Source organism: Sphingobium sp. TA15 (genome assembly GCF_037101235.1).
Lineage (GTDB): Bacteria > Pseudomonadota > Alphaproteobacteria > Sphingomonadales > Sphingomonadaceae > Sphingobium > Sphingobium indicum.
The window spans coordinates 1,375,003-1,397,052 of sequence record NZ_AP025355.1; the positions used below are offsets into that span (position 1 = coordinate 1,375,003).

The 22,050-nt window shown below is 63.4% G+C and carries 18 protein-coding genes and 1 tRNA gene; 14 read left to right on the forward strand and 5 right to left on the reverse strand.

The window, feature by feature from the left end; all coding sequences use genetic code 11:
• Positions 1-26 precede the first annotated feature (26 nt).
• The 3 genes from Sj15T_RS06945 (at position 27) to Sj15T_RS06955 (ending at position 3,191) form a co-directional block, all read left to right on the forward strand.
• The gene (locus Sj15T_RS06945; RefSeq protein WP_013040378.1) at positions 27-746 is read left to right on the forward strand and encodes a DUF2807 domain-containing protein; all 720 of its coding nucleotides are present in this window, start codon (positions 27-29) and stop codon (positions 744-746) included.
• A gap of 319 nt (positions 747-1,065) precedes the next feature.
• Positions 1,066-2,334 carry an ammonium transporter gene (locus tag Sj15T_RS06950; protein ID WP_013040379.1) on the forward strand — a complete coding sequence of 423 codons (1,269 nt, stop codon included), beginning with the start codon at positions 1,066-1,068 and terminating at the stop codon, positions 2,332-2,334.
• A gap of 2 nt (positions 2,335-2,336) precedes the next feature.
• Positions 2,337-3,191, forward strand: coding sequence for a glycosyltransferase family A protein (locus Sj15T_RS06955; RefSeq protein ID WP_013040380.1), 855 nt, complete (start codon positions 2,337-2,339; stop codon positions 3,189-3,191).
• An 80-nt stretch (positions 3,192-3,271) separates the two neighbouring features.
• Here the strand turns inward: Sj15T_RS06955 and Sj15T_RS06960 are convergent, their stop codons facing one another.
• Positions 3,272-4,603 carry an MFS transporter gene (locus Sj15T_RS06960; RefSeq protein WP_013040381.1) on the reverse strand — a complete coding sequence of 444 codons (1,332 nt, stop codon included), beginning with the start codon at positions 4,601-4,603 and terminating at the stop codon, positions 3,272-3,274.
• A 187-nt stretch (positions 4,604-4,790) separates the two neighbouring features.
• Here Sj15T_RS06960 and cyoA point away from each other — a divergent pair, with 187 nt between their 5' ends.
• The 7 genes from cyoA to Sj15T_RS06995 are packed head-to-tail and all read left to right on the forward strand — an operon-like array spanning position 4,791 to position 11,528.
• Positions 4,791-5,906, forward strand: a complete 1,116-nt coding sequence (gene cyoA / locus Sj15T_RS06965; protein ID WP_013040382.1) for a ubiquinol oxidase subunit II — start codon at positions 4,791-4,793, stop codon at positions 5,904-5,906.
• 5 nt (positions 5,907-5,911) lie between these two features.
• On the forward strand, positions 5,912-7,918 hold the full coding sequence (gene cyoB, locus Sj15T_RS06970) for a cytochrome o ubiquinol oxidase subunit I (protein WP_013040383.1): 2,007 nt from the start codon (positions 5,912-5,914) through the stop codon (positions 7,916-7,918).
• A gap of 5 nt (positions 7,919-7,923) precedes the next feature.
• Complete coding sequence (gene cyoC, locus Sj15T_RS06975; RefSeq protein ID WP_041385939.1) at positions 7,924-8,547, forward strand: cytochrome o ubiquinol oxidase subunit III; 624 nt, start codon at positions 7,924-7,926, stop codon at positions 8,545-8,547.
• Positions 8,544-8,963, forward strand: coding sequence for a cytochrome o ubiquinol oxidase subunit IV (gene cyoD, locus Sj15T_RS06980; protein WP_013040385.1), 420 nt, complete (start codon positions 8,544-8,546; stop codon positions 8,961-8,963). Before cyoC ends, cyoD begins: the two co-directional genes overlap by 4 nt.
• Positions 8,960-9,685, forward strand: a complete 726-nt coding sequence (locus tag Sj15T_RS06985) for an SURF1 family protein (RefSeq protein ID WP_013040386.1) — start codon at positions 8,960-8,962, stop codon at positions 9,683-9,685. Before cyoD ends, Sj15T_RS06985 begins: the two co-directional genes overlap by 4 nt.
• Entirely contained in the window at positions 9,682-11,001 is a 1,320-nt protein-coding gene (locus Sj15T_RS06990) for an ATP-binding protein (RefSeq protein WP_013040387.1), read from the forward strand. The genes Sj15T_RS06985 and Sj15T_RS06990 overlap by 4 nt, the downstream gene beginning before the upstream one ends.
• Positions 10,998-11,528: a response regulator transcription factor gene (locus Sj15T_RS06995; RefSeq protein WP_007687793.1), complete on the forward strand. Its 531-nt coding sequence runs from the start codon at positions 10,998-11,000 to the stop codon at positions 11,526-11,528. Before Sj15T_RS06990 ends, Sj15T_RS06995 begins: the two co-directional genes overlap by 4 nt.
• Positions 11,529-11,759: 231 nt before the next feature.
• Here Sj15T_RS06995 and Sj15T_RS07000 read toward each other — a convergent pair whose 3' ends face one another.
• Both Sj15T_RS07000 and Sj15T_RS07005 read right to left on the reverse strand, forming a co-directional pair.
• Positions 11,760-13,097 carry a DEAD/DEAH box helicase gene (locus Sj15T_RS07000; protein ID WP_007687794.1) on the reverse strand — a complete coding sequence of 446 codons (1,338 nt, stop codon included), beginning with the start codon at positions 13,095-13,097 and terminating at the stop codon, positions 11,760-11,762.
• 112 nt (positions 13,098-13,209) lie between these two features.
• The gene (locus Sj15T_RS07005) at positions 13,210-13,644 is read right to left on the reverse strand and encodes a hypothetical protein (RefSeq protein WP_007687796.1); all 435 of its coding nucleotides are present in this window, start codon (positions 13,642-13,644) and stop codon (positions 13,210-13,212) included.
• A gap of 78 nt (positions 13,645-13,722) precedes the next feature.
• Here Sj15T_RS07005 and Sj15T_RS07010 point away from each other — a divergent pair, with 78 nt between their 5' ends.
• The 3 genes from Sj15T_RS07010 to Sj15T_RS07020 all read left to right on the forward strand — a co-directional run bounded on the left by Sj15T_RS07010 (position 13,723) and on the right by Sj15T_RS07020 (position 16,456).
• Complete coding sequence (locus Sj15T_RS07010) at positions 13,723-15,162, forward strand: FAD-binding oxidoreductase (RefSeq protein ID WP_013040390.1); 1,440 nt, start codon at positions 13,723-13,725, stop codon at positions 15,160-15,162.
• Between the two features lie 138 nt (positions 15,163-15,300).
• Positions 15,301-16,089: a SapC family protein gene (locus Sj15T_RS07015; RefSeq protein ID WP_007687800.1), complete on the forward strand. Its 789-nt coding sequence runs from the start codon at positions 15,301-15,303 to the stop codon at positions 16,087-16,089.
• Between the two features lie 292 nt (positions 16,090-16,381).
• Positions 16,382-16,456: transfer RNA gene (locus Sj15T_RS07020), tRNA-Glu, on the forward strand.
• A gap of 445 nt (positions 16,457-16,901) precedes the next feature.
• Here the strand turns inward: Sj15T_RS07020 and Sj15T_RS07025 are convergent.
• Positions 16,902-18,143, reverse strand: a complete 1,242-nt coding sequence (locus tag Sj15T_RS07025; protein ID WP_013040391.1) for a surface lipoprotein assembly modifier — start codon at positions 18,141-18,143, stop codon at positions 16,902-16,904.
• A 118-nt stretch (positions 18,144-18,261) separates the two neighbouring features.
• On the opposite strand from Sj15T_RS07025, the gene Sj15T_RS07030 reads away from it, so the two are divergent.
• The gene (locus Sj15T_RS07030) at positions 18,262-19,200 is read left to right on the forward strand and encodes a transferrin-binding protein-like solute binding protein (protein WP_148225553.1); all 939 of its coding nucleotides are present in this window, start codon (positions 18,262-18,264) and stop codon (positions 19,198-19,200) included.
• Between the two features lie 161 nt (positions 19,201-19,361).
• Here Sj15T_RS07030 and Sj15T_RS07035 read toward each other — a convergent pair whose 3' ends face one another.
• The gene (locus Sj15T_RS07035) at positions 19,362-22,022 is read right to left on the reverse strand and encodes a TonB-dependent receptor (RefSeq protein WP_041385941.1); all 2,661 of its coding nucleotides are present in this window, start codon (positions 22,020-22,022) and stop codon (positions 19,362-19,364) included.
• Positions 22,023-22,050: the final 28 nt, after the last annotated feature.

Consider the following 22,050-nt stretch of genomic DNA (forward strand, 5'->3'; position numbering starts at 1 on the left):
CTACGGCCGACCCCTATCAGATCGACATGGCCTGGGAGATTTTCATGCCGCTGCCCCGCTCGTTCGCCCTGCTGAGCGCCATGATGCTGTCTGCCGTCCCGGCGGCGGCGGCCACGCGCGGATTCACCATCACCGGCTTCGACGCCATCCGCGTGGATGCGCCGGTGGAGGTCGTCATCACCACAGGCGCGGGCGCTTCAGCGCGGGCGGAAGGCGACCAGGCGATGCTGGACCGGCTGAAGGTGGACGTATCCGGCCGCCTGCTCGCGGTGACGTTGGAGCGGGCGCGATCGGGCGAGAAGTCGGGCGGGCGCGCGGTGCTGCGGCTGTCGACCGGCGACCTCAACCGCGTGGTGCTGACCGGCGGCGGATCGGTGTCGGTCAGCCGGATGAAGGGCCTGCGCGGCGAGATCGTGCTGGGCGGCAATGGCGATGTCAGCGTGGCGGCGGTGGATCTGGACCAGCTCAGCCTGGGGGTGGCCGGAGCCGGCCGGGCGAACCTGTCCGGCCGGGCAGGCGTGGCGGCGATCCGCGTCACCGGCCCCGGAGCGGTGATGGCGGAAGGCCTGCGGGTGCGGCAAGCCACGGTGGTGAATGATGGCCCGGGAAATGTGGCGGTGACGGCGGAGGTCTCGGCCAGGGTTTCGGCATCCGGATCGGGCGATGTGACGGTGGCGGGGAAAGCCGCCTGCAGCGTCGATAATCGCGGGACGGGGCGGATCAGTTGCGGCGGGGAAGCCTATTAGGCGGCGCGGAAAATTCGGAATGTGGGGAAAGGCCAGTTGCGGACGTTCTGCTCCCCTCCCGTAAACGGGAGCGGCTGGGGGTGGGCGCGAGCGTAGCGAGCTTCCAACTTGGCCGCTGCAACACAACCCTGATGTCGCGCCAGACCACCCCCTGCCCCCTTCAAACGAGTCACGTGCCTCGGGAGGGGGAATGATGGGAAACCGCTCAAATCACCACGCTGCCGTGGACATCGCCGTCTGGCGGCAAACGATCAGGGTTAGGCAAGTCTTTACCTCGCCTGCGTTACGACGGCCCGGATATGGATTGCCGGATCACCTGATGCATCGCCTCCTTGCCATTCTCCTTCTCCTGCTGTCGGCAACGCCGCGGCCCGCCATGGCGCAAGTGGCTGTAGCGGACAGCGGCGACACGGCATGGATGATGCTGTGTGGCCTGCTGGTGCTGCTGGCGGCGCTGCCGGGACTCGCCTTGCGCCATGCGGGCCTCGTCCATGTGCGCAGCGCGCTGTCGATCGGCGTGCAGGGGGTGGCGGTGGCTGCAGGGGTTTCGCTGCTCTGGGGGCTTGTCGGCTATAGCCTCGCCTATGCGCCGGGAAGCGGGTGGCTGGGCGGCCGGGCGCATCTGTTGCTGGCCGATCTGGGCGCGCTGCGCGATGGGCTGACCGTGCCGGAATCGGCCTTCGTGCTGTTCCAAATGGCGCTGGCGATGCTTGCCGCCGGCCTGTTGCCGGGCGCGGTCGCGGAACGGGTGCGCCTGGGGTGGATGGCGGCCTTTGCCCTGCTCTGGCTGCTGCTGGTCTATGCGCCGGTGGTGCATTGGGTCTGGGGCGGCGGGTGGCTCGCCACCATGGGCGTCATGGATTTTGCAGGGGCGCTGGTCGTTCATCTGAGCGCCGGCTTTTCCGCGTTCGCGCTGGTGCTGGTGGTTGGCAGGCGGCGCGCCGCCTCTGCCGGACATGCGCCTGTGCTGGGCATTGCGGGCGGACTTCTGCTGTGGATCGGCTGGGTCGGCATATTGGGCGGATGGTCCTTCGGCGCGACGGACAACGCCGCGACCGCCATACTGAACGGCCATTTCGCCGCCTGCGCGGGCCTGTTCGGATGGATGCTGGTGGAGAGGATCGACAAGGGGCATGTCACCGCCAATGGCCTGGTTTCGGGCGCGCTCGCCGGGCTGGTGGCGATCTCCGCCTCCGGCGCGCTGGTGGGACCGGGCGGGGCGATGGCCATCGGGCTGATCGCGGCCATGGCCTGCCGACTGGCGAAGGGATTATTGGGCGACCGTATCGACGACGCGGCGGATATTTTCGTGATCCACGGACTGGGCGGGCTGACGGGCGCGCTGATGCTGCTCCCCTTCGTGCTGCCGGCGCTGGGCGGGGTCGGATTCGCGGCGGGAATCAGCCTTGCCGGCGCCTTCATCGCGCAGTGCATCGGCATCGCGGCGGTGGCGATCTGGGCGATGGCGGGAACGGCCATCATCGCGCTGATGCTGTCGGTCGTGACGCCCGCGCGGATCGGCGCGCGGGAAGAAGCCGAGGGGCTGGACCTCGCCCGCCATGGACAGCAGGGCTGGGATTTCCGCTAGGCATGGGCGTCGCGGTCGGCATATTCGCGCATCAGGAGGAACGGCGGATCGGCCCTTGCCTCGCGTCGCTGCCGCTCGACCGCGCGGACAGCGTCTTCCATGTGCTGGTCAACGGATCGACCGACGCCACGGCAGATCGCGCGCGGAAGGCGGCCGGCGGGCGGGCGAATGTCATGGTTCACGATCTCGCCGCCGGGGGCAAGGCGCGGACCTGGAACCATTTTGTCCACCACCTGCTGACCGGCGGAGAAGATGCCGTCATCTTCATGGACGGCGATGCGGAGATCCTGCCCGGATCGATCGACGCGCTGGTGTCGGATCTCGCCGCGCAGCCAGGCGCCAATGCAGCGGCGGGGATGCCGGCAAATGGGCGATCCGCGGCAGCCTATCGCCGCAGCCTGCGCGAGGAACGGGGATTGTTCGGCGATCTCTACGCGCTGTCGGGGCGCTTCGTCGCGGCGATCCGGATGAAGGGCCTGCGGCTGCCCGAAGACCTGATCGGAGACGACGGGCTGGTCGCGGCATGGGCGCATACCGATCTGGGACGCGACGTCGACTGGCGGCGGGAGCGCATCCTGGCCTGCGAGGAAGCCAGCTTCCGCTGCGAGGCGGTCAGCCTGTTGCGGCCCTCGACCCTGCGCATGCAATATCGGCGGATGATCAACTATTCGGTTCGCTTTTATCAGAACAGGATCATTTCGGAGATCATGGGCCGGGAGGGAGTGGGCGGGCTGCCGGCGCGGATGGATGCGCTTTATGGAGATTGGCTGCCGCGCTTCGCGCCGCGAGCGCTGCCCGCGGGATGGTTCGACCGGAAAGCGCTGGCGCGGATGCGGGCTTCCGCGCAGGGGGATTAGAGCTTGATGTAGCGTGGAGAAAAAGGCCCAAGAAGAAATCTCTCTCCGGTCCCTTTTTGAAGATGACGGCGGATGACGCCTTATCTATCCCGCGCCGCCAGTTCCTTGTTGATGTAGAGCGCCACCATCGTCGCCACCGCGCCCGACAACAGGTAGATGCCAGAGGCGGCCAGCCCGAATTTCACGGACAGCAGCAAGGCCACCAGCGGCGCGAAACCAGCGCCGACCAGCCAGGCCAGGTCGGACGTCAGCGCCGATCCGGTATAGCGCGTTTCCGTCGCGAAATTGGACGCGACCACGCCGGACGACTGGCCGAAAGCCAGCCCCAGCAGCATGAAGCCCAGGATCATGAAGGCCACTTCGCCCAGGTCGCCGCCGTTCAGCAGCAGCGGCGCCATGACGCTGAATATCGCTATGCCTAGCGCCGACCATGCCAGCAGCGAACGACGACCGATCTGGTCCGCGATGAAACCCGAAACGACGATCGCCAGCAGGCCGACCGACGCGCCGATCATCTCGATGATCAGGAAGCGCTCCAGCGGCTGGTTGGTGAAGAGTGCGACCCAGCTCAGCGGGAACACCGTCACCATGTGGAACAGCGCGAAGCTGGCCAGCGGGGCGAAGGCGCCGATGACGATGTTGCGTCCTTCCGCCTTGACCGTCGGCAGGATTTCGGACGGCTGGAGATCCCTTTGTTCGAACAGGCGTTCAAACTCATGCGTCACCACGATGCGCAGGCGGGCGAACAGCGCGACCACGTTGATCGCGAAGGCGACGAAGAAGGGATAGCGCCAGCCCCAGTCGAGGAAGTCCGCCCGCGACAGGGTCATCAGGAAGAAGGCGAACAGCCCGCTCGCCACCAGCAGGGCCAACGGCGCGCCGAGTTGCGGCACCATGGCGTACCAGCCGCGCTGATGCCGCGGCGCGTTGAGCGACAGCAGCGACGCCAGCCCGTCCCAGGTGCCGCCCAGCGCGACGCCCTGCGCGGCGCGCAAGATGATCAGGACTAACGCAGCATAATGGCCAATCGTGGCATAACCGGGCATGAAAGCGATGGAGGCAGTCGAACCGCCGAGCAGGAACAAGGCGACCGTCAGCTTCGTTCCGCGCCCGAAGTGGCGGTCGATCGCCATGAAGATCAACGAACCGATCGGCCGCGTAATGAAGGCGACAGCGAAGATCGCGAAGGAATAGAGCGTGCCCGTCAGCGCATCCACATAGGGGAACACCAGGCTCGGAAACACGATGACAGAGGCGATGGCGTAAACGAAGAAATCGAAGAATTCGGAGGTGCGACCAATGATCACGCCAATGGAAATATCACCCGGCGCGATCTTGTGGTCCCGCGCATTGATCAGGCGCGCATCATCCTCCAGCGAGCGGGAGGTGAAGGTCATGGCCGGTGAACTCATAGGCATCCGCTCCTTGGGCAAGCCTCCTCAAACGTCTTCTGTTCCGCCGGCGGCCATGGACAGGCAACATAGCAGAAAACCCGCAGAGTCTAAGCGGTATCCCGCAATTCATGCATTTTTTGCACCCGCGTACAATAGGACAAACTGTCCACTGTTCGACTCCTCGCGGAAGCGGTAGGCGCGGCCCATGCCACATCCCACCTTCCTGGGCTGGACCCCGACTTTCCGAAGGTCCGCTCCGCTCCTGGCGCTGCCGCTGACGGCCTGCGACTGGGTCGTGATGAACCCGTCTGGCGACATTGCGATGCAGCAGCGCGACCTGATCCTGATCTCGACCGCGCTGATGCTGCTGATCGTCGTTCCGGTCATGGCGCTGGTCGTCTTCTTCGCCTGGCGCTACCGGGCGGCGAACGAGGCGGCGGACAAGGATTACGATCCGGACTGGGACCATTCCACCAAGCTGGAACTGCTGATCTGGTCCGCGCCGCTGCTGATCATTATCTGCCTGGGCGCGCTGACCTGGGTCAGCACGCACAAGCTGGACCCCTACAGGCCGCTCGACCGCATCGACGCGAAGACGGCGGTCGACCCCCGTATCAAGCCGCTGACGGTCGAGGTCGTGGCGCTCGACTGGAAATGGCTGTTCATCTACCCCGAACTGGGCATCGCCACGGTCAATGAACTGGCGCTGCCGGTCAATGTGCCGGTGCGGTTCGACATCACCGCCTCGACGGTCATGAACAGCTTTTACGTGCCTGAACTGGCCGGCCAGATCTATGCCATGCCCGGCATGAAGACGCAGTTGCACGCCGTCGCCAACCGGCCTGTCGCGGGCACCGGCATTTCCGCCAATTATTCGGGCGCCGGCTTCACCCACATGCGTTTTACCTACCGTGCGCTGGACAGGGCCGGGTTCGATGCCTGGGCCGCCAGGGCGAAGGCGAGCCGCGCCCGTCTTGACCGCGACGCCTATCTGGCCCTGGCCAAGCCGAGCGAGAAGGCGCCCGTCGCCTATTTCTCCGCTGTCGACCCCAAGCTGTTCGATGCCATCGTCAATCTGTGCCCGCGGCCCGGCCAGCGCTGCATGGGCGAGCTGATGCACGTCAACATGATGGGCGGCGCGGGCAAGGAGTCGGCGCGCGACACAAAGGGTCTGCGCTACGATTTCCCCAACAGCCATGTGATCGAACAGTCGGACGAGAATAAGGGGCAGGAAACCGCACCCGACGCTCCCGCGGCTTCGAACGCCCCTCTCGATCACTCTTCCCACGGCGGCGCTGAGGCGCACGCGCAGCATCGGTAAGGCCCATGACCGGCACAATGACAACCGCACAGATGATCTTCGGTCGCCTGACATGGGACAGCTTCCCATGGCATGAGCCCATCATCGTCGCGACCTTCGTCGCGGTGGTGCTGGGCGGCGTCGCCCTGGTCGCGGCGCTCAGTTATTTCCGGCTCTGGGGCTATCTCTGGAAGGAATGGTTCACCAGCGTCGATCACAAGAAGATCGGCATCATGTACATGGTGCTGGGCCTCGTCATGTTCCTGCGCGGCTTTGCGGACGCGATCATGATGCGCATCCAGCAGGCCTGGGCCTTCAACGGTTCCGAAGGCTATCTGAACGCCCATCACTATGACCAGGTGTTCACCGCGCACGGCGTCATCATGATCTTCTTCGTGGCGATGCCGTTCATCACCGGCCTGATGAACTATATCGTCCCGCTTCAGATCGGCGCGCGCGACGTCAGCTTTCCCTTCCTCAACAATTTCAGCTTCTGGATGACGACGGGCGGCGCCGTGCTGGTCATGATGTCGCTGTTCCTGGGCGAGTTCGCGCAGACCGGCTGGCTGGCCTATCCGCCGCTGTCGGGCATCGCCTACAGCCCGGCCACGGGCGTCGATTACTATATCTGGGCGTTGCAGGTGGCGGGCGTCGGCACGACATTATCCGGCATCAACCTGATCGCGACCATCGTGAAGATGCGCGCGCCGGGCATGTCCCTCATGAAGATGCCGGTGTTCACCTGGACCTCGCTCTGCGCCAACGTCCTGATCGTCGCCTCCTTCCCGATCCTGACCGCCACGCTCGTCCTGCTCTCGCTGGACCGCTATGCCGGCACCGCCTTCTTCACCAATGATTTCGGCGGCAATCCGATGATGTACGTCAACCTCATCTGGATCTGGGGCCATCCGGAGGTCTATATCCTCATCCTACCGCTGTTCGGCGTCTTCTCCGAAGTGGTGTCGACCTTCTGCGGCAAGCGCCTCTTCGGCTACACCTCCATGGTCTATGCGACCTGCACCATCATGGTGCTGTCCTATCTGGTGTGGCTGCACCATTTCTTCACCATGGGTTCGGGCGCCAGCGTCAACAGCTTCTTCGGCATCACGACGATGATCATCTCGATCCCCACGGGCGCCAAGCTGTTCAACTGGCTGTTCACCATGTATCGCGGCAAGATCCGGTTCGAGCTGCCGATGATGTGGGCCGTCGCCTTCATGCTGACCTTCACGGTCGGGGGCATGACCGGCGTGCTCCTTGCGGTTCCGCCTGCGGACTTCGTGCTGCACAACTCGCTGTTCCTGATCGCGCATTTCCATAATGTGATCATCGGCGGCGTGCTGTTCGGCCTGTTCGCGGCGATCAACTACTGGTGGCCCAAGGCCTTCGGCTTTAGGCTGAACGTCTTTTGGGGCAAGGTCAGCTTCTGGTGCTGGAACATCGGTTTCTGGCTGGCCTTCGGTCCGCTCTACGTGCTCGGCCTGATGGGCGTCACGCGCCGCCTGCGCGTGCTGGACGATCCGTCGCTGCAACCCTGGTTCGTCGTCGCCGCGATCGGCGCCGCCGTCATCGCCCTGGGCATCGGCGCCATGCTGATCCAGTTCGCCCTGTCCATCTGGAAGCGCGACGAGCTTCGCGATCCGACCGGCGATCCCTGGGACGGCCGCACCCTGGAATGGGCGACCAGTTCGCCCCCGCCGGACTATAATTTCGCCTTCACCCCCGTCGTGTACGACGGCGACACCTGGGCGGACATGAAGAAGAACGGCTATCAGCGCCCGCTGAGCGGCTATCAGCCGATCCACATGCCGAGCAGCACGGGCGCGGGCGTGATCCTGGCCGGGCTGGCGACGCTGTGCGGCTTCGCGCTCATCTGGTACATCTGGTGGCTTGCGGGGCTGAGCTTCATCGGCATCGTCGCCGTCGCCATCGGCCATAGCTTCAACTACAAGCGCGACTTCCATATCCCGGCGGATGTCGTCACGCGCACCGAGGAAGATCGCACGCGCACCCTCGCGGCGTTGGGAGCCTGACACGCATGAGCAGCGCAACTGCACCTATGGAACCCAGGGCCTATCACCTGGCCGAGGAACCGCACCTCCACGAAGGCCACAGCACCATGCTGGGCTTCTGGATGTATCTGATGAGCGACTGCCTCATCTTCGCCATCCTCTTCGCCACCTATGCGGTGCTGGGCGGCAGCTATGCAGGCGGGCCGGGGCCGAAAGACCTGTTCGACCTGCCGCTGATCGCGCTCAACACCGCGATGCTGCTCTTCTCCTCCATCACCTACGGCTTCGCCATGCTGGCGATGGAGAAGAACCGGGTCAGCGCCACCCAGGGCTGGCTGTTCGTCACCCTGCTGTTCGGCGGGGCGTTCCTGTTCATCGAACTCTACGAATTCTCGCATCTCATCCATGAGGGCGCGGGGCCGTGGCGTTCCGCCTTCCTCTCCTCCTTCTTCACGCTGGTCGGCACCCACGGGCTGCACGTCACCTTCGGTTCGATCTGGCTGGTGACTCTGATGGCGCAGGTCGCGAAAAAGGGCCTGATCCCCGCCAACAAGCGCCGCCTGTTGTGCCTTTCCATGTTCTGGCACTTCCTGGACGTCATCTGGATCGGCGTCTTCACCTTCGTCTATCTGATGGGAGTCCTGCGGTGAGCGACGCTGTCCATTCCCACGATCACGGCCATCATGAAGAAGGCGCGCACGGCAGCTTCGGCAGCTACATGATCGGCTTCGGCCTGTCGGCGATCCTGACGGCCATTCCATTCTGGCTGGTGATGAGCGGCGCGCTGAACGATCCGCAACTGACCGGCGTCGTCATCATGGGCTTCGCCGCGGTGCAGGTGGTGGTCCACATGATCTACTTCCTGCACATGAACACCCGCGTGGAAGGCGGCTGGTCGTTCATGGCGATGATGCTGACCGTGGTGCTGGTCGTCATCGTCCTGTCGGGATCCCTGTGGGTCATGTATCATCTGAACGCCAACATGATGCCGCACGCGCAGATGGAGATGGACATGGGTCCGACCCAGGAAATGCGCGCCATGCACAATATGAGCGAGATGCCGTGACAACGGCCCGCGACGGGGAGCGCTCCCGGCGCTCCCCGGCCTTTCCCATCGGCCCGACGCTGATCGCCCTCCTCCTTTTCGCCGGATTTTGCGCGCTGGGCGCCTGGCAGGTCCAGCGCCTCGCTTGGAAGCGCGACCTGATCGCCCGCGTCGACGCCCGCATCCACGCGCTCCCCATTCCCGCCCCCCGCGCCGCCGGCAGGGCCGACGAATATCGCCGCGCGCGGATTTCGGGCCATTTCCTCCATGACAAGGCCGCGCTGGTGCAGGCCGTGACGGTGCGCGGACCCGGTTTCTGGGTGCTGACCCCCCTCGTCACCGACCAGGGCTTCACCCTGATCGTCAATCGCGGCTTCGTGCCGCCCGACAGGCGGCGGGATTATGCAAGACCGCCGGGCGAGGTGCATGTGACGGGCCTGCTCCGCCTCAGCGAGCCGGGCGGCGGCTTCCTGCGCTCCAACGACCCGGCGGCCGACCGCTGGTATTCCCGCGACGTCGCCGCCATCGCCGCGACGCAGAGGATCAGCGGACCAGTGCCGGATTATTTCATCGACGCCGACGCCGCCCGCGACCCCGACAGCTTGCCCGTCGGCGGTCTTACCGTCGTCAAATTCCCCAACAGCCACCTGCAATATGCGATCACATGGTTCGCACTGGCGGCGATGGTCGCGGGCGCGTACATATTCGTCATGCGCCAGGAGCGGAAAGACCGCCGGGGATGAACCGGACCCTGCCGATCAGCACCCTCTGGCAACCCAGCCAGTGGCCCGCCGACGCCGCCGGGCGCAAGAATCTGGCGCTGCTGGTGCAATTGCGCTGGCTGGCGATCGCGGGCCAACTCATCACCATAGTGGCAGTGCATTTCGTCATGGGCATCCGCCTGCCGCTGGCGCCGATGCTGCTGCTCGCGGGCATGGCAATGGCGATGAACGGCCTCAGCCTGGGCGTGCTGCGCAGGCGAACGGACGTGTCCCATGCCGAACTGTTCCTGTCGCTGCTGTTCGACGTGCTGCTGCTGACGGCGCAGCTTTATCTTTCCGGCGGGGCGACCAATCCCTTCATCTCCCTCTATCTGGTGCAGGTGGCGCTGGGCGCGGTGCTGCTTGATCGCTGGAGCATCTGGGGCATCGTCTTCGTCTCGGCGCTGTGCGCGGGGCTGCTGGCGCTGCATTACCGGCCGCTGGATCTCAACGGCGCGCTGGAAGGCCATCTGTTCGACCTGCATATCGTCGGCACCTGGATCTGCCTCACCATGGTCGCCGTGCTGCTGGTGTTGTTCATGCTGCCGGTGACGCGCAACCTCCAGGCGCGGGAGGCCTATCTCGCCCGGCTGCGGCAACAGGCGGCGGAGGAGGAGCATATCGTCCGCATGGGCCTGCTGGCGTCGGGCGCGGCGCATGAACTGGGCACGCCCCTTTCCCAGCTTGCGGTGGTGCTGGGCGACTGGAAACATATGCCGGAGGTGACGGAACACGCCGCCCTGGTCGAGGAAGTGGAGGAGATGCAGGCCGCCGTGCAGCGCTGCAAGCAGATCGTCACCGGCATCCTCCTTTCCTCCGGAGAGGCGCGGGGCGAGGCGCCGGAAGTCACCAATGTGCGCGATTTCATCGAGGGCATCGCCATGGAGTGGCGCAGGGCCAATCCCGGCATGCCGCTGCGCTGCGATTTCGGGCCGCACGACTATCCCCGCATCGTCGCCGATCCGGTGATCCGCCAGGCGATCGGCAACCTGCTCGACAATGCGCGGGAGGCAGGCGCGACCTATATCGACCTGCTCGTCGGGCGCGACTGCAGCTCGCTCAACATCGCGGTCCGCGACAATGGCAGCGGCTTTTCGCAGGCGATGCTGGAGGATTTCGGCAAGCCCTATCGATCGAGCAAGGGCAAGGAAGGCCACGGCCTGGGCCTGTTCCTTGTGGTCAATGTCGTGCGCAAGCTGGGCGGCAGCGTCAGCGCGAGCAACGGCGCCGACGGCGGGGCGCTGATCCTGCTGCGGCTGCCGCTGGGCACGGTGGCGCTGGAGGAGACGACTGCATGACGGATCGCCTGCTGGTGATTGTAGAAGATGACGAGGCCTTCGCGAAGACGCTGAAGCGCTCCTTCGAACGGCGCGGCTATATGGTGCTGACGGCGGACAGCCACGCGGCGCTGGAAAGGGTGCTGGCGGGCAACAGGCCGGGCTTCGCCGTGGTCGACCTGAAGCTGGGCGCGGAGTCGGGGCTGGTGTGCGTGCGGACCTTGCATGCCCATGATCCCGCGATGGTGATCGTCGTGCTGACCGGCTTCGCCAGCATCGCGACGGCGGTGGAGGCCATCAAGCTCGGCGCGTCCAACTATCTGGCCAAGCCGTCCAACACCGACGACATAGAGGCGGCGTTCGCCCGATCGGCCGGCGATCCGTCCACGCCGCTGGCGCCGCGTCCGACATCGATCAAGACGCTGGAATGGGAACATATCCATGAAGTGCTGAAGGACAGCGACTTCAATATCTCCGAAGCGGCGCGGCGATTGGGCATGCACCGGCGAACGCTGGCAAGGAAGCTGGCGAAACGGCAGGTGGGTTGAAGGAGATTTCAGCTAGGGAGTGAACGGGCCGGAGCGCACTCTTTCTTTTGGGTAGCTGCTCCCGCGCAGGCACTGGAGCGAGACGCACCGCTCGCAGGAATCTGGTCCGGCCGCAGTGATGCCCATTCACGGCGGGACTGGGCTCCTGCCGGCGCGCGAAGGGAACGAGGGCATGGCCAAGCGGAAAACCGATTCCTACCCTTGGACAGGCAGGCTTTTCCGCACGATCTTCTAAGCCCCGAATCCCACGGAGAGGAATTCCGGAACCGGCCCGTTCCAGCCGTCGTCCGGGCCATCGTCCACCTGTTCCGGCCGCCGCGGCCGGGCGCCATTGCCTTCGGGCCGCGCAGCGCGGGGTTCTTCGCGGCGGCGGTCGTCGCGCCGCTTGTCGCTCTTGCGCTCCTTGTCCGGACGGCGCGGCTCCTGCTTCTCCCTTTCGGCGGGGGCAGCGGCCGCCGGCGCGTCGATCGTCTCGATCTTCTGCTTGATCAGCTTCTGGATATTGTCGATCGCCTCGGCATCGTCCGCCGTCACGAAGGTATAGGCGACGCCCTTCGCCCCGGCGCGGCCGGTGCGGCCGATGCGGTGGACATAATCGTCCGGATGCCAGGGCGCGTCGAAGTTGAACACATGGCTGACGCCCTTGATGTCCAACCCGCGGGCCGCCACGTCCGACGCCACCAGGATGTTCACCGTCCCCGCACGGAACCGCTCCAGTTCCGCGATGCGCGCCGACTGGTCTATGTCGCCGTGGATCTCGCCCGACCTGAAGCCGTGGCGCTGAAGGCTCTTGTTGAGTTCCCGCACCGTTGTCTTGCGGTTGCAGAAGATCACCGCGCTCAGCACATCCTCCGCTTCCAGCATCGCGCGCAGCGCTTCCCGCTTCTTGCGCGAATCCACCTTCACCAGCCGCTGGGTAATGTTGGTGGAGGCGGTCGCGGGCCGCGCCACCTCGATCGACTTGGGATTGCTGAGGAAGCGGTCGGCCAGCTTCTTGATCGGCGCGGGCATGGTCGCGGAAAACAGCAAAGTCTGCCGCTGGGCAGGCAGCTTGGTGCAAATTTCTTCGATGTCAGGGATGAAACCCATGTCGAGCATGCGGTCCGCTTCGTCGATCACCAGCATGCTGCAACCGTTGAGCAATATCTTGCCCCGCTGGAACAGGTCCATCAGGCGACCTGGCGTTGCGATCAGCACGTCCACGCCCTTTTCCAGGGCTTTGAGCTGGTCGCCCATCTGCACGCCGCCGATCAGCAGCGCCATGTTGAGCTTGTGATACTTCCCGTATTTCTCGAAATTCTCCGCCACCTGGGCGGCCAGTTCCCGCGTCGGCTCCAGGATCAGCGAACGCGGCATCAGCGCGCGGGCGCGGCCATGGGCAAGGATGTCGATCATCGGCAGCACGAAGCTGGCTGTCTTGCCCGTCCCGGTCTGCGCGATGCCGATGATGTCCTTCATCATCAGCACGGGGGGAATCGCCTGCGCCTGGATCGGCGTGGGCGTGTCATATCCGGCCTCGCTAACGGCCTTCAATAATTCGTCGGATAGGCCGAGATCGGCAAAGGTCATTCAGATGTCCGGGACAGGAGGCTCTCCCCCCGCGTTGGAACACGCAGGGGAAATCGGGCGCGCCTTGCGGAAATATCGGCCTCTTGTCAAGAAAATCGCGAAGGGGATGGCGCTAATCGTCGGGTTCGGCCTGCTCCAGCCGGCGAAAACTGTCGATCGCGCAACTTGCCCCGCTGCGCGCCTGCAACTCGTCCCGCCCGGAACAGAGCGAGCCATCCTCATCGGGTTCGACATAGAAGCCGGAATAGAACCCCATGCTGTTGCACCCGCGCTCCAGCCTGGCGCGGTAGCGATGATTGTCCGCCAGCAGCAGGTCTATGGCATTGTCCATCAATATGCTTGCGGAGCGAATCGAGCGCAGCGCGATGCAGCGCGGCCCCTTCCTTTCCTTCCAGTCGTCCCGCGCCTGGGGGACGGGACGAGCGGGCGCGCGTCCCTTCCTTGCCATCGGAACGCGGATGATGACGCGCTGCTCTATCGTCAGTTGCGCCCACTGCACGGGCTCGGCGGCTGACGCGGTGAACAGCAGCAGGACAGAATGAAACAAGTCGAACCCCTTTTGGGACGCAGACGCTATGGGCCAAAGGTTGAACCGTCGATGAATTCCAAGGCATAGGACAGTCCCATGACAGGACAAGATGTTATCGCCCGATTCACGGCCCTGCTGGGGGAAAAGCGCGTCGTGACCGATGCGGACGACATCGCGCCGTGGCTCAGCGACTGGCGCGGACGCTATCATGGCGCGGCGTCCGCCATTCTTCAGCCCGAAACGACGGAGCAGGTCGCCGCCGCCGTCCGCCTTGCCGCCGACCTTTCCGTGCCGCTGGTGCCGCAGGGCGGCAACACGTCCATGGTGGGCGGCGCCACGCCCCCGGCGGACGGCTCCGCGCTGATCCTGTCGCTCCGCAGGATGAACCATATCCGCAGCCTGTCGCCGGACGACAATCTTGCCGTCTGCGAAGCGGGCGTGATTCTCTCCAACCTCCACGATGCCGCCGCCGCCGCCGGCCGTCGCTTTCCCCTGAGCCTCGGGGCCAAGGGTTCGGCCACCATCGGCGGCCTCATCTCCACCAATGCCGGCGGCACGCAGGTGCTGCGCCACGGCACGATGCGGGCTTTGGTCGAAGGCTTGGAGGCTGTCCTGCCCGACGGCGGCATCTTCCACGGCCTGGATGCCCTCAGGAAAGACAATCGCGGCTATGACATCAAGCAGTTGCTGATCGGCGCTGAGGGGACTTTGGGGATCGTCACCGCCGCTTCGCTGCGCCTTGTCCCCGCCATTGCGGCGCGCGCGGTCGGCTGGATCGGCGTCCCCTCCCCCGCCGACGCGCTCGCGCTGCTCCGGCTGTGCGAAGCGCATCTGGGCGACAGCGTCGAGGGGTTCGAGGTGATCGCCGACGATGGCCTCGGCCATGTCCTCTCGCACATCCCCGGCACCCGCTGCCCCATCGCGACCCGCACTCCCTGGCACGTGCTGATCGAGGTCGATCATGGCGACCTGCGCGATCCCGGACCGGCCGAGCAACTGGAAGGCGCGCTGGCCGAGGCGCTGGAACGGGGCATCGCCGTCGACGCCGCCATCGCCGCCAATGAAGCGCAGGCGGAGGCCTTCTGGCGCATCCGCGAATCGCTGTCCGAATCCGAGCGGGCGCAGGGGCCGGCGCTGCAATATGACGTCAGCGTGCCGGTCGCCCGCATGCCCGCCTTCATGGTGGATGCGGCGGCAGCGGCGGAAAGGGCCTTCCCTGGGACCACCGCCTCCTCCTTCGGCCATCTGGGCGACGGCAACGTCCATTTCCATGTCCGCGCCCCCAGGGGCACGACCGATGGGCCGGGCTGGATCGCGGCGCATGGGCAGGCGATCAACGCCTTCGTTCATGACGCAGTGGTCGCGGCTGGCGGCTCCATCTCCGCCGAGCATGGCATCGGCCAGATGAAACGCGCCGAACTGGGCCGCCTCGCCAGTCCCGCGCGCCTCCACGCCCTGCGCGCGATCAAGGCCGCCTTCGACCCGCAGGGCATCATGAACCCCGACAAGCTGATCCCCAGGCCGGAGGAAGGCTGAAACCCGGCCCGCCCGCCGCGCCGGGCGTCGAAAGCGATTGCCTCCCGCATGCAAGGGCCTTATCCTGCCCGGCCCAGTATCATGCTCGCGGCGCAAGGCAAAATGCGCCGCTTTTTGTTGGAAATGGACTAGCACATCATGGCAAGCGCGCCCGCGAACGGCCTTCCCGTCTTCTACAACGACCTCATCCCGCTGAGCAGCGTCGATCATGCCGCCTGGCGCAGCCGCACCGTCGATTCGGCGCCGTTCCTGACGACCCAGCACGCCATTCCCCTGACGGTCGACGAATTCGTCGCCGCCCAGCGCTTCGTGCCGATCATCTTCTCCGCCGGGGACGAGCCGGTTCCGCTGGCGCTGATGGGCCTCAACGAAGGCGTCAACACCTTCCTCGACGACGAGGGCAAGCTGCGCGGACCGGCCTATGTGCCCGCCTATGTCCGCCGCTATCCCTGGATGCTGGCGAAGCTGCGTTCCGACAGCGACGAACTCTCGCTCTGCTTCGATCCGACCAGCGACGCGCTCGGCACGTTCGAGGAAGGCCAGGCGCTGTTCGAGGATGGCAAGCCCAGCGAACTGACGCAGGGCGTGCTCAAATTCTGCGAGGATTTCGAGCAGGCGGCGGCGCGCACCGGCCAGTTCATGAAGGATCTGAAGGATCTCGACCTGCTGATGGACGGCGAAGTCGCCATCCAGGTGCCCGGCAATGAACAGCCCTTCGTCTATCGCGGATTCCGCATGGTGAACGAGGAAAAGCTGCGGGACATGCGCGGCGACCAGCTTCGCAAGATCAGCCAGAACGGCATGCTGCCGCTGATCCATGCGCACCTCTTCTCGTTGCAGCTCATGCGTGAGCTGTTCGAGGCGCAGGTGTCCCAGGGCAAGGGGCCGATCGCGGTTCCGGCAGCGCCCCAGACAGCGGATGCTTAACCAAATTAAGCATTCATGACAGGCATTTAAGGAAAAAGGTTGCGCGGCGCCACTTGAAACTCCGCGCGATTTTCTCTATTTACCGAACATACGGCGCACCTGCCCCCCTTTCGGGTGTGTCGTATGGGCGCCTCCCCCTTTTGGAGGCGTCTCCTCCCTGAACCTTGGCCACCCCATGCGAATCGCATGGGGTGGTTTTTTCTGGGTGGAGGGAAATTGCGCGAGTTTCCCTTGACGGCGCCGACGCGCTTTCCTAAACGCGGCCCCCTACTCGCCGCCCCACGCGGCCTGTGGCCCCTTCGTCTAGCGGTCAGGACGCGGCCCTCTCACGGCTGAAACACGGGTTCGATTCCCGTAGGGGTCACCACCTTCCTCTCTCGGAAGGTGCCATTTCATCTCGTAAATGGCTGTTTTCCGTGGGTTTTCTGTGATATACTCCGCTCATACGGAGTAGCTGGATATCACTGCATACCAACAATCCGATGGTAGATATGATGGTGTCCACCACTCCCTGATCGGGAGATACCATCATGGCACTTTCGGCGGTGGCGATCAAAGCCGCCAAGGGGCGGGAGAGCCCTACAAGCTCACCCACGGGGACGGACTGTGCGGAGAAAGCCGCCGCTCCGCAGACGACCAAAGCCGGTCATTCATTCGGGAATGTGTGATGCTCTGAAGCGGACGCTGACGGAAAAACACCTGATTACCGTGCATCTACATCAGACTTTGCATCACAGATGATAGCGAATTCCAGATCGGCGGACACAGATGAGCCTGAACAATCGATATATCGTACTCTTTGCCGATTTTATTTAGAATGGCCGCTGCAATGCAAGTTCCAGTCGTGTTCGACGATATTCAAAAAAACTAATTGTAGATTTCGACTGTGCAAAACTCAGCCGCGTGACAGGCGAGAATCCTAACAAAATCCAGTTCCGATTGAGAACAGAAATGGTTGTTGCGGCTCTCCAGTCGCGGCGTGTCTTTGCAAAGCCGAAGAGTGGAGCATCGAATACCGTCCGCGCTGCCTCGATACTTCCTCCTACAGTAATTCCATTTCCAAGTTCAGCAAATGCACTCACACCTAGCCCTGCTTCTCGATAAGCGTAGCCAGGAGCGCGAGCAGACTGTCGCGACGCGAGAAAATCGATTTGCCCTAAGGCATGACTTCCGAGGGAGCGGCTAATCTGACCGTTCAAGCTCATAAAAGGCCCGTTTTGGCTTGGGTTTTGGAGATAATTGACTGATCTGAATTGAGGCTTCAGATCGACCTGCCATTGCGTTGAGATGGGCAGTTCAACGCGTAGCGCTGCTCCTAGAGCTCGCGAGTATATCTCTCGGCCATACCACCGAAACAGACCTGTTCCCGCAACGGTCACTTGCGCGTTGCCAAACCGAAATTGTGGTCCGATTTCGATGCCCGCGACCTCATCATTAAAAGCCGAACGACGGTATTCCCGAGCGTTTCCGAATGCGCGGATGGACAATCCCACTGCTTCAGAGCGCCGCAACCGAAGTTCAACATCGGCATTTGCAAAAACACCGACCCCTGATTTTTCGCGAGCATCGTTGTCCACGTTAAAGGGCAACCCGAACAAATCGACAATTCGGTCACGACCTGCTGAGTTCACGTTGGTATCCGGGGCAATTCCCCCTTCCACCGAAACACGCCATGTTCGTTGTGCCTGTATTGCGCGGCGGAAAAGTGAAATATTATGTTGCACAGACTTTGGGCTTCGCGCAGCGCTGAGCCTAAAATGATAATCTGCAGCTGCATATCGGTGCAGCAAAAAAAGTACCCGTGCAAGTTCGAGCCGGACTCTGGTGTCGTGAGGATCCCGCAATAGGAGGGTTCGGAAGCCCGCTTCAGCCAAAGACAAATTACCTTGAGCCACCGCAATGATGCCTGCGAGCAGAATTTGCTCGCGCGAGCCTTCATCATTTTGCTTGAGAGCATCGAGAATCAGGTTCGCATCGCCGATTTTGCCTGCAACCGCGAGATGCTCCCCAAGATCAAGCATCTGGCTCGCTGAAACCCCCTCAGTCGAAAGCATTGGTGCCGCTTGTTTTTCTGGCGCAGCATTGACGGCGGACGCAGATATTGCGAACGCGACCGAGAGCAAGCTGGGGAGGAAGCCAGCGTGTTTTTTGCATATGCGTGGGCGAGGCAAAATGAAACTAGTCTTTCGTAATGTTGTGATTCTGATGATGGGGCTGACGGTTGCATCTTGTGGGGGAGGCGGCAGCGGAGGTGTAGCATCGATGCCGACACCCACACCCACGCCTTCCCAGCCAGCTGCCGTCACCGCCCCCGTTTCATATCTTGCATCTTCACCTTCGGGAGGCAATCTGGATGCTCTGCCCGTTCATTACAAAACCGCGGATGCTAACAATCGCATTACCGGGACGGTAATTACGACGGCGGCGGAGGTAAGGATAACCGATATTCGCTACGATGGGTCATCCTATACAATTACTGCGAGAGATCAGGCGGGCAGTCAAAATGTCACTAATTTCCAATATGCCTCGGGCAACCGGACCGCATCAACACCTACCAATTTCGACACATTCCAACGCAGTTTAACTTATGGTGATCTTGGGACGGTCGACAGCGGTCTCACCATCTTTCGTTCGACTGATTCATCCTCACATTTGGGCTACGTCAGCTATGGCATGTGGGAGGTAAAACAGAATACGGGAGCATCAAGAACTGGCTACCAGACATGGTTCCTGTTCGGCTCGCGCACGCCTGACGCTGCCCGCTTGAATGCAGGAACTGTCACGTACAATGGCATTGCTGATGGTACGGCATATATCGGCGGAACCGCGCGGCGGTTAAGCGGAACAGGACAGGTCACGCGTAACTTTGCAAACGACATGACCACTACAAACATTGATCTTAGAGTAAATAATGGGTCGGGCGGAACAAATACGTTTGGGACGCTCCAACAGAGCAATACGTTTGGTAGTGATGCAACCACCACAAATGGTTTCTCTGGCAGGATCTTATTTGTTCCGTATGGACCAAATGCCGAAGAGATTGGCGGAATTTTCTCACTGTCTAACCAAGTTAATGACACTGCCGTTGGAGTATTTGTCGGAAAAAGGTGATCAATTCGGGCGAACTTTGGGGGCTATATCACACCCCGATCCGGGCCTCGGCGGTGCTGCGCCGACGCAAGATGGCGGCGATATGGCGCTCGGCCACGCGAAATCGGTTAAAGGCGCGGGCCGCGACGCGCCCGCAGCGCACCGCATGTCCGGACCGCTCGTCAAAACAGCTTCTTGAGCGTGATAGACCACTCGCGGCTGCGCCCGATCAGATTTTCCTGTACACCGAAGGTCTCGTTGAAAACCCCCGAATTATAATAGGCCTTGTCGAACAGATTGGTGATCTGGGCGCTGAAGGTCCAACCGTCCGACAAGGATGCCGCGGTCAAGCTCGCATTGACCAGCGAATAGGCCGGCTGGGCGATCGCCTGGGTGTTGATCGAGTCGAAATAGACCTTGGAGCGATACGACCAGTCCACGCGCGGCGTCAGTTCAACGTCGCCGATGCTCATCGACTTCGACAGCGAAGCGTTGATCGACCAGTCCGGCACCTGCTCGAACTTGCTCGACAGGGTGACGGCATTTCGCGTCAGTCCGCCATTCACCAGCGCCGCGTCTAGGCTGGTGTAACGTGCATCGAGGTAGCCCAGGCCGCCCTCCAGCCGCCATCCGCCGCCCGGCGCGAGCGACGCTTCAAGTTCCAGGCCGCGTATCCGTGCCGAACCGACATTCTTGATCTGCGGCGCCGGACCCACGAAGACCTGGATCTGAAGATTGCTGTAGTCGGTGTTGAAGAAGGCTGCGTTGAGCCTCAGCCGGCGGCCGAAGGCATCGAGCTTGAAGCCGGCTTCGTACACCTTGACCGTTTCCGGATCGAAGCTCGGTATGCCGCCCGGCAGGATCGGAAGGGGCAGCGTGCGGTGCGTGAAGCCCCCGCCTTTGAACCCTTCCGAATAGCTGGAGTATAGGAGCAGCCCGTCGGCCGCCTTGTAGGCAAGGTTCACCATCGGCGTGAGGTCGCTATATTGGGTCGACGCCTGGCCCTGCTGAACCAGTTGGCCGGGCGCGAAAGCCGTGCCTTTGGTCGGGCCAAGCGGGCAGACCACCGAAGGGTTCAGAACGCCGCAGGCGGGCAGCCCGCCCGGATATTGGGTGCGCGGATCGACGATGCCGATGCGGTTCGCGATGATGCCGCCCGCGGTCGCGTCGTAAAATTTCCGGTCGCGCGTCCATCGCAGCCCAGGGGTCAGCGAAAGACGGTCGGTGATGTCGAAGGTGAGCTGGCCGAAGCCGGCTATGCTCGTGTTCCTGAAATAGCCGCCGACCTCGAACGAAAGCGGCGTGAAGGAGACCTGGTTGAGGTTGACCCCCGTTTCCCTGAAATAATAGGCGCCGAATATCCATTTGAGCCGATCGCCGAACGCGCTCCCCAACAGTTGCACCTCCTGGCTCACCTGTTCCTGATCGACCGGATCATTGCCGTACCGGACGATTTCCAGCGGCGAATGGTCCCCGTCGCGATCGGATGCGCTTTTCAGCTTGCGATAGGCGCTTATCGATTTCAGGTCGATGCTGTCGGAAAGCTCCAGGTCGATATTGAGGGCGGTGCCCCATATGTCGATCCTCGAAAAATCGGCGCCTGTCCCCTGGTTCGTCCGCGTCACATATTGGTTGTTGTAGCAGGCGCCATTGGCCGGATCTCCCGAAGGATCATAGAGCGCCGACCCGTTCGGCGGCGACAGGCACGGCTGTCCGCCGAGGAAGGTCGCGACATAATTGTTGAGAAGCGCGAAATTGTCGGTCGGGGCGTCGCCGCTTTGGGAGGGGTAGATCTGCCCGCCCGGCGCACTGCCGTTAAGGTCGATGACCGGAAAATTGAGCGTGCTGCGGTAGCCTCCCGTCGCCGCGACGACAGCCGGCGGGAAAGCGCCGTCCGGCGGCGCGATGACATGCACCATGCCGTTTTGCGGCGTTCCGAACGCCACGCCGGGAGGAAGCGGCGTACCGCCCGCGGTCAGCGCCAGCGGCAGATTGTCGGGATTGAAAATCCGCGACCGATAGTCGATGCCGGTCAGGCGGAATGCGGGGCCATGTTCCCGCACGCGGGTGCCGTCCACCGACCAGTTCAGGGTCATGCGGCTCGACGCCTTCCAGCGCAGGGCGAAGCGCCCGACGAGGCGCTGTTCATTGCCAAGATCGCGCCCGTCGCTACGGCGGACATTGCCGTCGCGATTGATCGTCGCGCCGGACAAGGTGACGGCGAGGCTATCGGTCAGCGGCAGGTTCAACGATGCCTTGAAGTCCCGCCGCCGATAGTTGCCGATCGTGAGCGCCGCGCTTCCCGAAATATGGTCGAAGTCGGGCTGTCGGGAAGTGATGCTGACCGCGCCGCCGATCGTGTTGCGGCCGAAAAGCGTTCCCTGCGGACCGCGCAGAACTTCGACGCGATCGATGTCCACCAGGTCGAGCAGCCCGCCGACCGACCGCGCGATATAGACGCCGTCGAGATAAAGGCCGACGCCCGGTTCGGTGAAAGGCGAAAAATCCTTTTGCCCGATGCCGCGGACATAGATGGCCGGCGAACTCTGCGCGCCGAAGCCCGGACTGTTCGACAAGGTCAGGTTGGGCGTCGATCCCGCAATCGCATCCACGCGCGTCGCCCCCCGCGCTTCGAGCGTCTCGTTGCCGAAGGCCGATATGGCGATGGGGGTTTCCTGAAGATTCTCTTCCCGCTTTCGCGCCGTCACGACGATGTCGGCGATCACGTCGGCGGGCAGCCCGGCCTTTGCCTGCGGCTCCGCCAAAGGCGCGGTCTGGGCGGAAGCGGCGGATGCGGCCGCCAGCGCGGCGAGCGCGCCGCCGCAATATAGTCCTTTCATCATTTTCCTCTCCCCCAATCGTCGACCGCAT